Genomic DNA, 13,524 nt, shown 5'->3' on the forward strand with positions numbered 1-13,524 from the left:
AATAGGAAATAAAGCAGTGTTTGGAACATGATAGATAGTATGGAACAAGAAGATTTTGATATACGCAACCAGCAGCCCGTCACCAGCCGAGAACGTGATTTCGAGAACGCTCTCCGTCCGTTGAATTTTGAGGATTTCAGCGGGCAGGACAAGGTGGTGGACAATCTGCGCATATTTGTGAAAGCTGCCCGCCTGCGTGGCGAGGCGCTGGACCATGTGTTGCTTCACGGCCCTCCCGGATTGGGAAAAACAACACTCAGCAATATCATAGCCAACGAACTGGGGGTAGGCTTCAAGATAACTTCCGGTCCGGTACTCGACAAGCCGGGGGATTTGGCGGGAGTGCTTACCAGCCTGGAGCCCAATGATGTACTTTTCATCGACGAAATACACCGGTTGAGCCCCGTAGTGGAGGAATATCTGTACTCAGCCATGGAGGACTACCGCATAGACATCATGATAGACAAAGGCCCTTCTGCCCGAAGCATACAGATTGATTTGAATCCTTTCACGCTGGTGGGAGCTACCACGCGTAGCGGTCTGTTGACAGCTCCGTTGCGTGCCCGTTTCGGTATCAACCTGCATCTGGAATATTACGATGATGATGTGTTGAGCGGCATTATCCGTCGTTCGTCCGGCATCCTCGATGTGCCTTGCTCCGTAAGGGCTGCCGCCGAGATTGCGAGCCGCAGCCGTGGCACACCGCGTATTGCCAATGCATTGCTGCGGCGTGTACGCGATTTTGCCCAAGTGAAAGGTTCGGGAAGTATCGATACGGAAATCGCACAGTTTGCCCTCGAAGCCCTGAATATCGACAAATACGGTCTGGATGAGATAGATAATAAGATACTCTGCACCATCATTGACAAGTTCAAAGGCGGCCCGGTGGGACTGACCACCATTGCCACCGCTTTGGGCGAAGATGCCGGCACGATAGAGGAAGTCTATGAACCGTTCTTGATAAAAGAGGGTTTCCTGAAACGTACCCCCCGTGGGCGTGAAGTGACGGAACTTGCCTACAAGCATTTGGGGCGGAGTCTCTATAGTAGCCAGCGTACCTTGTTTGGCGACGAGTGATTCATTAATCATTAATCACTAACCATTAATCATTAAAAAGAAGTGGCCGGATTAAAATCATTGGCAAAAGAAACTGCCATTTATGGGCTGAGCAGTATTGTGGGGCGTTTCCTCAATTACCTGCTGGTGCCCGTATATACCATGGCGATGTCCGCACAGAGTGGCGGCTATGGCGTAGTGACGAATGTATATGCGTGGGTGGCCCTCATGCTGGTATTATTGACGTGCGGCATGGAAACCGGTTTCTTCCGCTTTGCCAATAAAGGGGAGGATGACCCGATGCGTGTGTACTCCACGACATTACTCAGTGTGAGTATGGGGGCGCTTACTTTCCTTGCATTGGGGCTGCTGTTTCTCGACCCTATTGCCGGATGGATGGAGTACAGTGAGCATCCCTGGTACGTGGGCATGATGATGATTGTGGTGGCGATGGATGCTATTCAAAGCATTCCTTTCGCTTATTTGCGCTACAAGAAGCGTCCCATTAAGTTTGCGGCACTCAAACTGCTGTTCATCTTCTTGAATATAGCACTGAATCTGGTCTATTATGTAGGGATGAAAGGGGATGACGTGGGCTATGCCTTCCTTTTCAATCTGATATGCACCTCTACCATTATGCTTTGCATGATTCCGGAGTTACGCGGGTTTGCTTATGTGCTGGATAAAAAACTGTTGAAGCGGATGCTTGCTTACAGTCTGCCGTTACTGGTACTTGGCTTGGCGGGTATCTTGAATCAGGTGGCCGATAAGATTATTTTTCCTTTTGTCTATCCGGGTGAGGCGGAAGCTACCGTGCAGTTGGGCATTTATGGAGCTGCCAGCAAAATTGCTATGGTGATGGCGATGCTTACACAAGCTTTTCGCTATGCATACGAGCCTTTTGTCTTCGGAAAGAGCCGGGACAAAGACAATAAGCAGGTATATGCGCAGGCCATGAAGTTTTTCATCATCTTTACACTGCTGGCATTCCTGGCTGTCATGTTCTATCTGGATATTCTGCGCTATATCATCGGCCCTGATTACTGGTCGGGATTGCGGGTAGTGCCTATCGTGATGGCTGCCGAAATCTTTATGGGTATCTATTTCAATCTTTCCTTCTGGTACAAGCTGATTGACGAAACGCGTTGGGGAGCCTACTTCTCCCTGATAGGTTGCGCGGTGCTGGTAGTGATGAACATACTTCTGATTCCCCGATACAGTTATATGGCTTGTGCCTGGGCAGGATTCTGTGGCTATGGTATCGCCATGCTTCTGTCCTATTTCGTAGGGCAGAAGAAGTATCCCATTCAGTATGACCTGAAGGCTATCGGTAGTTATGTGCTGCTTGCGGCAGTACTCTATCTGGCTGCCGAATATGTCCCGATAGAAAATATCTACCTGCGTATGGTGTACCGTACCGTTTTGTTGCTGGTCTTTGTGGCCTATATCGTGCGGCGTGATATGCCTCTCGGCAGCATACCCGTCATCAGCTGGTTGATAAAGAAATAAACTACTGAATAGTAAATCGTCAAATTGTAAATATCATGGATTCTGACAACAGAAATACCTTCGCTATCAAGACTTTTCTGAAAGACTATCTTGATTTGCGCAAAGACAAGGACAATGAACTGGAAACTGTAGATTCCATCCGTAAGGGAGTGGAATTCAAAGGAGCCAATCTTTGGATTCTGATATTCGCCATATTCATGGCCTCGTTGGGATTGAATGTAAACTCCACAGCCGTGATTATCGGTGCCATGCTCATCTCGCCGCTGATGGGGCCTATCATGGGTGTGGGGCTTTCTGTGGGGTTGAATGATTTTGAATTGATGAAGCGGTCTTTGAAGAGCTTCTTGATAACTACCTTGTTCAGTGTGACCACTGCTACCATTTTCTTTCTGGTGAGTCCCGTTGCCGAGGGGCAGTCGGAATTGCTGGCACGTACGTCACCCACCATTTATGACGTATTCATCGCCTTGATGGGTGGCTTGGCAGGTGTGACGGCGCTCTCTACCAAAGAGAAAGGAAATGTGATTCCGGGTGTTGCCATTGCCACGGCTTTGATGCCGCCTCTCTGTACGGCAGGCTACGGGCTGGCAACGGGTAACTTGATTTATTTCCTCGGTGCATTCTATCTTTATTTCATCAATTCCGTGTTTATCAGTCTTGCCACTTTCCTGGGCGTGCGCGTGATGCACTTCCAGCGCAAGGAGTTTGTGGATAAGAACCGGGAGAAGAAAGTACGTAAATATATCGTCCTGATTGCTATCCTGACCATGTGTCCCGCTGTCTATCTGACGGTAGGTATCGTCCAGGATACCTTCTTTGAGAGTGCTGCCAACCGTTTTGTCAACGAGCAGCTCTCCTTTGAGAATACGCAGGTGCTGGACAAGAAAATCCATCACGAGGGCAAGGGCCACGAAATACGTGTCGTGCTGATTGGGCAGGAAGTGCCCGAAGCTTCCATCGCCATTGCCCGCAGCAAGATGAAAGACTATAAGCTGGACAATACCAAGCTGATAGTCCTCCAAGGTATGAACAATGAAGCGGTGGATATTTCTTCCATCCGTGCCATGGTGATGGAAGACTTCTACAAGAACAGTGAGCAGCGTCTGGTGGAACAGAAACAGAAGATTGCCACACTGGAGCAGAATTTGGAAAGATACAAAACCTTCGATGAATTGGGCAAGAAGATTATCCCAGAACTGAAAGTGCTCTACCCGTCGGTAAAGACCGTATCAATATCTCATGCGATTGAACTGGCGGTAGATTCTGTACGGGTGGATACTGTGACCCTTGCCGTCTTGAAATTCGGCAAGCATCCGGGTGCGCACGAGAAGGAAAAGATTGCGGAGTGGCTCAAGGCGCGTACGGGTGCCAAGCAATTGAGGCTGATTACTGAATAATACAAGAATTGACGGAATGAAAATAAGATTTATACTGATAGCTGTCTGCTTCCTTTTTTCTCTGCCGGGACAAGCGGATGAAGGGATGTGGATGCTGGGAAATCTGAACAAGCAGACACGCCAGACCATGAAAGAGTTGGGCTTGCAGATGTCTGTCAACAAGCTATACAATACGAAACGCCCGTCGCTGAAGGATGCGGTAGTCAGCTTCGGAGGCTTTTGTTCCGGAGTGGTGGTGTCCGGGGACGGGCTGGTGTTTACCAATCATCACTGCGGCTTCAGCAGCATACAGCAACACTCGTCTGTGGAGCACGACTATCTGAAAGACGGCTTTGTGGCACGTAATCTTAGTGAAGAACTGCCTAATCCGGAACTTTACGTCCGCTTCCTCTTGCACCAGCAAGACGTGACCCGTCGGGTACTTGGAGCAGTAAAACCGGATATGAACGAATCTGAGCGTACAAGTGTAGTAGATTCGGTGATGCTGGTCATTGGCGAAGAGGTTTCTCGTAAAGACTCCACGCTGATAGGCATTGTGGATGCTTACTATGGAGGCAATGAATTCTGGCTTTCCGTTTATCGCGACTACAATGATGTGCGTCTGGTATTTGCACCCCCTTCTTCAGTGGGCAAGTTCGGCTGGGACACTGACAACTGGGTATGGCCACGCCATACGGGCGACTTCGCCGTATTCCGTATCTATGCCGGCAAAGACAACCGTCCTGCCGACTATTCTCCCGACAATGTTCCCTACCATCCCGAATACGTGGCTCCGATATCCCTGGACGGCTATCGTGAGGGTTCCTTCTGTATGACGATGGGCTATCCGGGCAGTACGGAACGCTATCTTTCCTCTTTTGGCATCGAAGAGATGATGACCACCACCAACCAGGCTCAGATAGATGTCCGTGGTGTGAAGCAGGCCATCTGGAAGCGTGAAATGGATAGCCGTGACAGCATCCGCATCAAGTACGCTTCCAAATACGACGAAAGTTCCAATTATTGGAAGAACAGCATAGGAGTGAACCGCACCATCAAGAAACTGCATGTGCTGGACAAGAAGCGTGCCATGGAGACCGAACTCCGTCGCTGGATACAGCAGACACCGGAGGAGCGGGAACATCTGCTGCATCTTTTTTCCGACCTGGAGTTGAACTACAAGAGCCGCCGTGATGCTTATCGTGCCAGAGCTTACTTTGCCGAATCTTTCCTGAACGGTCCGGAACTGGTGCAGCTTGCTTTGTCCATCCTCAACTTCGACTTTGAGGGGGAAGAGAAAACGGTGGTTGCCAATCTGAAAGCTATCGTTGAGAAATATGCCAATCTGGACTTGGGCATTGACAAGGAAGTGTTTACAGCACTGTTGAAAGAATACCGCTCCCAAGTGGATTCCACCTATCTGCCCGAGCTCTACCAGACGATTGCGACAGAATACGGAGGTAACGAGCGTACCTATGTGGATAGTCTTTATGCCCGCTCGGAGCTGACCACCCCCCGTGGATTGAAGCGTTTTCTGGAGCAGGACACCACCTATCAGATATATAATGACCCTGCCATCAACTTGGGCATCGACCTCATCACGAAGCTATTCGAGATGAATATGCAGGTACAGCAGGCTTCCGGTGAAATCGAGCGGAATGAACGTTTGTTCAACTCTGCCGTGCGACGTATGTACGCATCCCGTAACTTCTATCCCGACGCCAACTCCACCATGCGTTTGAGTTTTGGCACTGTCTGCGGTTATGCCCCCTTCGACGGAGCGGAATATGATTATTATACCACCGCGAAAGGTATTCTGGAGAAAGTCAGAGCCCATGCAGGCGATGTGGATTTTGAAGTGCAGCCTGAGTTGCTATCCCTTCTTTCCTCCGGTGATTTCGGTAGATATGCCGATGAGAAGGGAGAAATGAATGTCTGCTTTATCTCCAATAATGACATTACGGGAGGCAATTCCGGCAGTGCCATGTTCAATGCCAAAGGAGAACTTCTGGGGCTTGCCTTCGATGGGAACTGGGAAGCCATGAGCAGCGACATCCTTTATGAGCCGAAGATGCAGCGTACCATCGGGGTGGATGTACGCTACATACTGTTTATGATTGAGAAGTATGGGAAGGCAGGAAATCTGATTCAGGAACTGAAGCTTGCCAATCCTTAACGTGTGCCCCCTGCCTATACTTTTATGGGTGATATTTTCTAAATCACTCCACGGATACGGTCATCGAATGCCGAGAGTGCTGCCTTTGCCCCTTCGCCCATGGCAATGACTATCTGCTTGTAGGGAACATTCGATACATCCCCTGCCGCATATACCCCCGGAAGTGTGGTACGGCAGAAAGCGTCAATCTTAATCTCCCCGGTCGGAGTCGTTTCCAGCTTGTTGCGGAAAGGAGCGCTGTTGGCTGCCAAACCGATTTGCACGAAGATGCCGTCTAACGGGAAGTCGCGTTCCTCGCCGGTAAGGCGGTCCTTGATGCGGATAGAAGTTACTTTTTCCCCGTTTCCATCGACTTTTACGGTCTGTGACGAGGTGAAGATTTCCACATTCGGCAGGCTCCGGGCTTTCTCTTGCAGCACTTGGTCGGCTTTCAGTGTATCGGCAAATTCGAATACCGTTACCTTCCGGCAGATGCCTGCCAGGTCGATGGCAGCTTCAATCCCCGAGTTACCTCCACCGATAACCGCCACATGCTTGCCTTGATAGAACGGACCGTCGCAATGCGGACAGAATGCCACGCCGCGTCCTATGTATTCCGCTTCGCCCTCCACATTCAGTTTGCGCCAGCTTGCCCCTGTGGCAATGATTACCGCCGGTGCATGGAACACCTCGCCGCCTACGGTGGAGACACTTTTTTCCGTTCCCTGCAACTTTACTTTCTCTATCTTACGCTCCTCGAAAATCTCTATCGGATAGTGCTCTATATGTGTGCGGAGTGCGTTGGCAAGTTCTGCACCAGTAGTCTGCGGCACGGAGATAAGGTTTTCTATGCCTACCGTCTCCTTTACCTGTCCGCCTATGCGCTCGGCAACAATCGCCACCCGTAGGCCCTTGCGTGCAGAGTAGATGGCTGCGGAAGCTCCGGCTGGTCCACCGCCCAATACCAGCACGTCGAAATCTCTCTCTATCGGTGCTTCGTCCTCTTGCGGAGCACTGCCGAAGGCTTCTTCCAGCTTCTGCAAAAGCTCTCCTAAAGAACCGCGACCTACGTGAAGCAGCTTGCCATTAGCGTAGACTGACGGCACGGCTTGTATCTTCAGCGCATCCACTTCCTCTTGATTAAGCGCCCCGTCCACCATCTCGTGGGTGACGTGCGGATTCAGCAATGCGATGATGTTCAGTGCCTGCACCACATCCGGACAGTTGGTGCAAGTAAGCGATACATACGTTTGCAGGCTGATGTCGCCTTGCAACGCCCGGATGCGGCGACGAATTGCTTCGTCCGGCAGATTTTTCCCCTTTCCATCGGCATTCAGCACGGCAAGCAGGAGGGAAGTGAACTCGTGTCCGCCGGGGATGCCGCGGAACTTGATGCCGGTTTCCATATCGTCTTTCAGCAATGTGAACTCCAACACGGGGTTCTCTATCTCACTCATCCGGCAGGAGAGCTTGTCGGAACAGCTTGCCACATCCTTCAAGAATCCGATAAGCTCTTGTGCCTGCTCGTGACCCGGATGATAGGTGATGTGAAAGACGTAGCGGGCTTCCAAATGCTGGAATACGCTCCGCACCTGGTCTAATATAGTTGTTTCTAACATGATTAATAGGGTGTTTGGGGTGAGAAAATAGTCTTTTAATATGTTTGATATAGAGTAGCTGCAGAACTTGTGAGGAAGTACTCCAATACTCCTTCGAAAGTACTGCGGTACTCCTTTGAAAGTACTACAGTACTTCTGTACAAGTACTGCGGACGTCTTAAAGGAAAGCGGACGTCTTTCTATGGTGAAAGCGCCCGCTCCTCCTATTACTTATCAAATCTTTCCTACAAGGTCGATGCTCGGCTTCAAAGTTTCCGCTCCTTTCTTCCACTTGGCAGGGCAGACTTCTCCATCGTGTGTGGCAACAAACTGTGCAGCTTCTACCTTGCGCAGCAGCTCGTCGGCATTGCGTCCGATGTTGTTGTCCTGTATCTCGGCAATCTTGATTTTACCCTCGGGATTTACGAGGAATGTGCCGCGATATGCCATGCCTTCTTCTTCAATCATCACGCCGAATGCGCGGCTCAGCACGCCTGTGGGGTCGGCAAGCATGGGGTACTTAATCTTGCGGATGCTTTCGGAAGCATCGTGCCATGCCTTGTGCACAAAGTGCGAGTCTGTGCTTACAGAATATACTTCTACGCCCATTGCTTGGAATTGGTCATATTTCTCTGCGATGTCTACCAGCTCGGTAGGGCATACGAAGGTAAAGTCTGCCGGATAGAAGAAGAAAATGGCCCATTTACCTTTTACGTCTTCGTGGGATACTGTTTTGAAACTTCCGTTTTGGAAAGCCTGAACCTTGAATTCAGGGAGTTGTGAGTTGATGATCGGTTCCATAATTTTTCTCTTTTAATAGGTTTAGTTTTTTGTTTTACCAATGCGAAGATTGTGCAGACAGAATGTAGAAGCCAGTTTGCTTGATGATGCTGAGGTGCAACCGACCTTCGCTTTTTCTGTTTGCAAAAATATAGCATTTTTCCCCGATAGAACAAAAAATCCGATTGAAAGATTTTATGGAGCGATAGATGAAATCTATACGACTGCTTGGGTTGCTTTCAGTGAGAGCATTTCCTTGGGTACGGAAAGTTTTATCTCCTTAACCAGCACTTCGAGCAGCGTGTGGCGGATAAAGTTCTTATTGGTCAGCAGCACGACCTGGCGGGTGGGGCAGGGGATGGCGAAGGAACGTACCAGCTCTTTCTGGGCATCGCCCAGTTGCAGAACGGCCAGTTCGGGGATGAAGGTCACGCCTTTGCCGCTTTCTACCATGCGCATAAAGGTCTCCATGCTGCCCAAGTGATAGGCAAGCTGGCTGGCACGTGCCGACTTCATCTGGCAGAAGCGCACCAGCTGGTCACGGAAGCAATGGCCCTCGTCGAGCAGCCAAAGCTGTTCGCCGTTCAGGTCGGAAGTACGGATTACCTCGTTGTTGAAGAGGGCGTCTTCGCGCGACACGTAGGCAAAGAACTGTTCATAGAACAACGGCGTCTGCTGCAACTCTTCCATACCTGCCAGACTCGCTACGATACCTGCATCTATTTCTCCCGTCTGCAGGGCTTTCTTGATGTCGTTTGTTTTCATTTCGACTACCCGGATGTCGAGGTCGGGGTATTTCTTCATCAGCTGCGGAAAGAAACGGGGCAGGAGGTAAGGAGCTACGGTGGGAAGTATGCCCAGCTTGAAGATGCCGGTCAGTGAGTGTTTTTCTTCTTCTATAATATTCTTTATACGGTTGGCTTGAACCAATATATTCTGTGCTTGTTCTATGATGTGGATACCGACGGGAGTGGGGCATACCGGCTGCTGGCTGCGGTCAAAAATCCGGGTGTCCAGTTCCTCTTCCAGTTTCTGAATCATGGCACTGAGGGTGGGCTGTGTCACGCGGCAATATTCGGCTGCTTTGGCAAAGTGGCGGAACTGGTTGACGGCAAGGATGTATTCCAATTGTTGTAAAGTCATGATGAACAAGGCATTTGAAGGTTATGTATAGAGTTCGTCTATGCAAAGATAGAAATTATCTGTTTGACAAGCCTTGATTTCCCCCTTATCTTTGCAATATCCAAAAGAAAAATAGTATAAATATTTAAAACAATAGAATTATGAAAACTTTAGATTACTTGCATTTGAATGAAAAGAAAGTGGCTGGCGTAACATCAGCATTGCACCAATTATTGGCCGACTTCCAGGTACATTACACCAATCTGCGCGGTATGCACTGGAACATCAAGGGACACGGCTTCTTTGTGCTGCACGAGAAGTTCGAGAGTATGTATGACGATACCGCCGAGAAGATTGACGAGATTGCAGAGCGCATCTTGATGCTGGGTGGCGTGCCCGAGAATAAGTTCAGTGAATACCTGAAGGTTGCTAACGTGAAGGAAGTATCCGATATCTCTTGCGGCAGTGAGGCTGTGGACCATATCCTCGAGACTTACGGCTACCTGATTGGTGAAGAGAGAAAGGTAATTGAACTGGCAAATGAAGCCGGCGATGACGTGACGGCAGATTTGATGACCGGCTACTTGAAAGAGCAGGAGAAAATGGTTTGGATGCTCGTTGCATTCAGTACGAAAAGCTGTACGAAATAAAGGATAAAGAGTTGTGAAAAAGGATAGGGTGATAAAACGGTAGCGGATGCTGCCGGTTTTATCACCCTATTATCTTTCTATAGTTTATATCACTTCTTCTTCGGTGTCCGTCTTGCCCACCCTTCTTCACTGAAGTCGGGCTCTGCATCCTTAAAGTCATTGTTGCCCTGGAAGAACTGTTTCCAGTCATCCTTTTTGCCACGGGCTTTGGTGTAACCCCGCTCTTCGCGGCTGGGCTTGCCTTTCTTCTTGTCGTTTGCAGGACTTTCGGCCTTTTCGCTGCGTTTGCCGGTGGCATCGTTCCGTTTGCCGTCTTCCTTGTAGCTGCGCTTCTTGCTGTCAAACTCTTTTTTCCCATAGCTTCCGGCTGTACCCGGACGTTTGCCCCTCGGAGCCTCCTTACCCTCGTCTCCGGCAACCTCTACGGATACTTTACGGCCGTTCCAGCTGGCGCGGTTCAGGGCCTTCACTACATTGGTGGCTTCCTTTTCCTCCACTTCGAAGAAGGAGAACTTCTGCATCAGGTCAATTCGTCCCAGCTCTACACGTCCACGTGTATTGTTGTTCAGCAGGCTGATTAATTCGTTGGGGAAGAAGTTGTCCATTTTACCCAGGTTGATGAACAAGCGGGTAAAGCCGGGTTCTGCTTTGCGGCTGCTTCTACGGTCGTTGCGGTCGCCCCTCTCGCCACTTCTTGCACCACGCTCACTACCGGTTGCTGTCTCTATCTCGTCACGGCCGCGATAGTAATCCAGGAAACGGTTGAATTCATGCGAAACCATGCGTTTAATCAGGTCCTCTTTGCTCAGCCAGTCCAGCTTGCGGTAGATGTCGGTCATAAAGTCGGCGATTTCCTCCTCGTTCACTTTCACCTTTTCAAGATCGTCTATCACTTTGAGCAGTTGCTTTTCGCATATCTGTTTGCCGGTGGGCATTTCGCCTGCAATGAATTTCTTGCCGATGATGCGCTCAATCTCGCGCATTTTGCCTTTCTCTCGCAGGTTGATGATGGCGATGGAAGTCCCGGTTTTGCCGGCACGTCCCGTACGGCCGCTGCGGTGGGTATAACTCTCGGTGTCATCGGGCAATCCGTAGTTGATGACGTGTGTCAGGTCGTCCACATCGAGGCCGCGTGCGGCAACGTCCGTGGCAACCAGCAGTTGTAGGTTGCGGATGCGGAACTTCTGCATCACGGCGTCACGCTGCGCCTGACTCAGTTCGCCGTGCAGCGAGTCGGCATTATAGCCTTCCTGCATCAACTTGTCAGCTATTTCCTGCGTTTCTTTGCGGGTACGGCAGAAGATGATGCCGTATATCTGCGGATAGTAGTCCACAATACGTTTCAGGGCAGCATACTTGTCTTTGGCATGTACACAGAAGGCTACGTGTTTCACGTTGCTGGTGCTTTCATTTTTGCGTCCGATGGTGATTTCCTTGGCATCGCGCAGGTACTTCTTGGAGATGCGTGCGATTTCCGGGCTCATGGTAGCGGAGAACAGCAAGGTGTTGCGCTCCTGCGGCACATCGGCGAGAATGGCGTTGATGCTGTCTGTGAATCCCATGTTCAGCATTTCGTCCGCTTCGTCCATAACCACGTTCTGTATGGTGGCGAGGGACACGGTTTTGCGTTCCATCAGGTCCAGCAGTCGTCCCGGTGTGGCTACGATGATGTGTACACCCCGTTTCAGGGCGCGTATCTGGCTTTCGATGGACGAGCCTCCATATACGGGCAACACTCGCAAGCCATCGGTATATTTAGAATAATCGTTCAAGTCGCCTGCTATCTGCAAACAAAGTTCGCGGGTGGGGCAGAGAATAAGTGATTGGGGAATTCGGTTGTTGACGTTAATCTTCTGTATGAGCGGCAGGCCGAACGCTGCGGTCTTTCCTGTTCCTGTTTGTGCCAGTGCTACTACATCATTGTTTTCTCCTAAAAGGTAGGGAATTACTTCCTCTTGTACCGGCATGGGCTGCTCGTAACCCATTTCTTCGATGGCGCGGCGTATCTCCGGCGACACACCGAGCTCTTCAAATGTCTTCATTAAATCTTCTGTATATCTTTATCTTTATATTTCGGGCGCAAAGATAGTGCTTTTCAATGGATAATTGATAATTGATGGTTGATAATTATGCAATTACATGATAAAATCGTTTTTTATTGGCTACTCATTATCCATTATCCATTGTCAATTATCCGTTAAAAGAATGTCTTGCAGTCTCTTTCTTTCTTCTTTTGTCAGACCGATGCCTCTTTGCAGGTAGGTGTCGGTATCTCCATACCTTCGTTCCATTTCTTCGATGGCGGCATTCAGGAAATCCTCGCGTGCCGAGAAGAGGGTGGTGATGGCCTCTTGCGAGCGTGCCGGAAGCTGGTAGGCGTATCGGGAGGCCGCCGGGATGTTGAAGTAGTCGTTGCTGAGGCGGTAGTCTTCCATGATGATGTCTTCGTCCACTCCAAGGGAGGCAAGCACAAGTGCCGATACGATGCCTGTGCGCCCTTTGCCCGACGAGCAATGGATAACGACGGGATAATTGTTCTTGTCCAGCAGAATATCGAAAATCCGGCGGTATTCTTTGGTGTAGTTGCTGATGAGCTCGCGGTTCATCTGCTCCACGATTCGGTAGACAGTATCGCTCTTGATTTTCTGTTCCTGTACACCTTTCAGGATATACTCCATGTCGCCGGTAGGAATGGGGATATGGATCACTTTGAATGCCTGTTGCAAAGGGCTTTGTCTATTCGCTTCGACAGATGAACGCAGGTCGATGATAGTCCTTATGCCTATGTTCTTGAGCTCTTTGCGCGAACACGGTTTCAGTTTATCTATTTCGGCAGAGCGGTACAGCATGCCCCAATGCACTTTCTTTTGGGTGGGATAGGAGGAATAGCCTCCCAGGTCTCGGAAGTTCTGTATGCCGGGGATGTTGATGTTGCGGGTGGCAATCTTTACCCGGTATTTGTCAGCGAATACAAGTGTGTAGTAGTATCGTTGTGTAGGGTCGGTAGTGATGACAGTCATCTTCAGGTCGGAGATGTTGGCGACGGCAACGGGAACATCTTCGGGGATATGGTTGGGATTGGTCGAAGCATATACCTTCACATTTCCTTTGATGAGAGGGGCCATTTCCCATTTTACAATGCAGTTGCCCACGTTGTTTTCTTCGCATACAACGGAAATGTGAGGGGCAGTGCCATTGCAGGAAGGGAGCAGCACTGCCAAAACAAGCAAGTTCAATAAGTTCTTATACATAATTCGTAACCTCTCTGATGTCGTTAA

Annotated in this window: 10 protein-coding genes; 5 read left to right on the forward strand and 5 right to left on the reverse strand. The window is 49.8% G+C overall.

Annotated features, from left to right (window positions below; all coding sequences use genetic code 11):
• Positions 1 to 39 precede the first annotated feature (39 nt).
• From ruvB to DWZ67_RS13380, 4 genes are read left to right on the forward strand one after another with little or no spacing between them, the layout of a single operon-like run.
• Positions 40 to 1,077, forward strand: coding sequence for a Holliday junction branch migration DNA helicase RuvB (gene ruvB, locus DWZ67_RS13365; protein ID WP_034525480.1), 1,038 nt, complete (start codon positions 40 to 42; stop codon positions 1,075 to 1,077).
• 42 nt (positions 1,078 to 1,119) lie between these two features.
• Positions 1,120 to 2,565, forward strand: a complete 1,446-nt coding sequence (locus DWZ67_RS13370) for a lipopolysaccharide biosynthesis protein (RefSeq protein ID WP_016272129.1) — start codon at positions 1,120 to 1,122, stop codon at positions 2,563 to 2,565.
• 35 nt (positions 2,566 to 2,600) lie between these two features.
• Entirely contained in the window at positions 2,601 to 3,962 is a 1,362-nt protein-coding gene (locus tag DWZ67_RS13375) for a TIGR00341 family protein (protein WP_005833899.1), read from the forward strand.
• A 16-nt stretch (positions 3,963 to 3,978) separates the two neighbouring features.
• Positions 3,979 to 6,117, forward strand: coding sequence for a S46 family peptidase (locus tag DWZ67_RS13380; RefSeq protein WP_005833898.1), 2,139 nt, complete (start codon positions 3,979 to 3,981; stop codon positions 6,115 to 6,117).
• 38 nt (positions 6,118 to 6,155) lie between these two features.
• On the opposite strand, the gene ahpF is transcribed toward DWZ67_RS13380, so the two are convergent.
• The 3 genes from ahpF to DWZ67_RS13395 all read right to left on the reverse strand — a co-directional run bounded on the left by ahpF (position 6,156) and on the right by DWZ67_RS13395 (position 9,617).
• Positions 6,156 to 7,715 (reverse strand): alkyl hydroperoxide reductase subunit F, encoded by a 1,560-nt coding sequence (gene ahpF, locus DWZ67_RS13385; protein WP_120139058.1) that lies wholly within the window; start codon positions 7,713 to 7,715, stop codon positions 6,156 to 6,158.
• Positions 7,716 to 7,928: 213 nt separating this feature from the next.
• The gene (gene ahpC, locus DWZ67_RS13390; RefSeq protein ID WP_005826106.1) at positions 7,929 to 8,495 is read right to left on the reverse strand and encodes an alkyl hydroperoxide reductase subunit C; all 567 of its coding nucleotides are present in this window, start codon (positions 8,493 to 8,495) and stop codon (positions 7,929 to 7,931) included.
• Positions 8,496 to 8,690: 195 nt separating this feature from the next.
• Complete coding sequence (locus tag DWZ67_RS13395; RefSeq protein WP_022401899.1) at positions 8,691 to 9,617, reverse strand: hydrogen peroxide-inducible genes activator; 927 nt, start codon at positions 9,615 to 9,617, stop codon at positions 8,691 to 8,693.
• 140 nt (positions 9,618 to 9,757) lie between these two features.
• On the opposite strand from DWZ67_RS13395, the gene DWZ67_RS13400 reads away from it, so the two are divergent.
• Positions 9,758 to 10,246 carry a Dps family protein gene (locus tag DWZ67_RS13400; RefSeq protein WP_061412240.1) on the forward strand — a complete coding sequence of 163 codons (489 nt, stop codon included), beginning with the start codon at positions 9,758 to 9,760 and terminating at the stop codon, positions 10,244 to 10,246.
• A gap of 89 nt (positions 10,247 to 10,335) precedes the next feature.
• Here DWZ67_RS13400 and DWZ67_RS13405 read toward each other — a convergent pair whose 3' ends face one another.
• On the reverse strand, positions 10,336 to 12,288 hold the full coding sequence (locus DWZ67_RS13405) for a DEAD/DEAH box helicase (RefSeq protein ID WP_008662128.1): 1,953 nt from the start codon (positions 12,286 to 12,288) through the stop codon (positions 10,336 to 10,338).
• Between the two features lie 144 nt (positions 12,289 to 12,432).
• On the reverse strand, positions 12,433 to 13,497 hold the full coding sequence (locus tag DWZ67_RS13410) for a tyrosine-protein phosphatase (protein WP_022401897.1): 1,065 nt from the start codon (positions 13,495 to 13,497) through the stop codon (positions 12,433 to 12,435).
• Between the last annotated feature and the right edge of the window lie 27 nt (positions 13,498 to 13,524).

This window comes from Bacteroides sp. AF34-31BH (assembly GCF_003602795.1).
GTDB classification, from domain to species: Bacteria; Bacteroidota; Bacteroidia; order Bacteroidales; family Bacteroidaceae; genus Bacteroides; species Bacteroides uniformis.

What these genes read in the sequence shown, in the direction of transcription:
- ahpC (WP_005826106.1), bottom strand. Translation starts at nt 8,495, where the DNA reads ATGGAACCGATCATCAACTCACAACTCCCTGAATTCAAGGTTCAGGCT.
- DWZ67_RS13410 (WP_022401897.1), bottom strand. Translation starts at nt 13,497, where the DNA reads ATGTATAAGAACTTATTGAACTTGCTTGTTTTGGCAGTGCTGCTCCCT.
- DWZ67_RS13405 (WP_008662128.1), bottom strand. Translation starts at nt 12,288, where the DNA reads ATGAAGACATTTGAAGAGCTCGGTGTGTCGCCGGAGATACGCCGCGCC.
- ahpF (WP_120139058.1), bottom strand. Translation starts at nt 7,715, where the DNA reads ATGTTAGAAACAACTATATTAGACCAGGTGCGGAGCGTATTCCAGCAT.
- ruvB (WP_034525480.1), top strand. Translation starts at nt 40, where the DNA reads ATGGAACAAGAAGATTTTGATATACGCAACCAGCAGCCCGTCACCAGC.
- DWZ67_RS13395 (WP_022401899.1), bottom strand. Translation starts at nt 9,617, where the DNA reads ATGACTTTACAACAATTGGAATACATCCTTGCCGTCAACCAGTTCCGC.
- DWZ67_RS13380 (WP_005833898.1), top strand. Translation starts at nt 3,979, where the DNA reads ATGAAAATAAGATTTATACTGATAGCTGTCTGCTTCCTTTTTTCTCTG.
- DWZ67_RS13400 (WP_061412240.1), top strand. Translation starts at nt 9,758, where the DNA reads ATGAAAACTTTAGATTACTTGCATTTGAATGAAAAGAAAGTGGCTGGC.
- DWZ67_RS13375 (WP_005833899.1), top strand. Translation starts at nt 2,601, where the DNA reads ATGGATTCTGACAACAGAAATACCTTCGCTATCAAGACTTTTCTGAAA.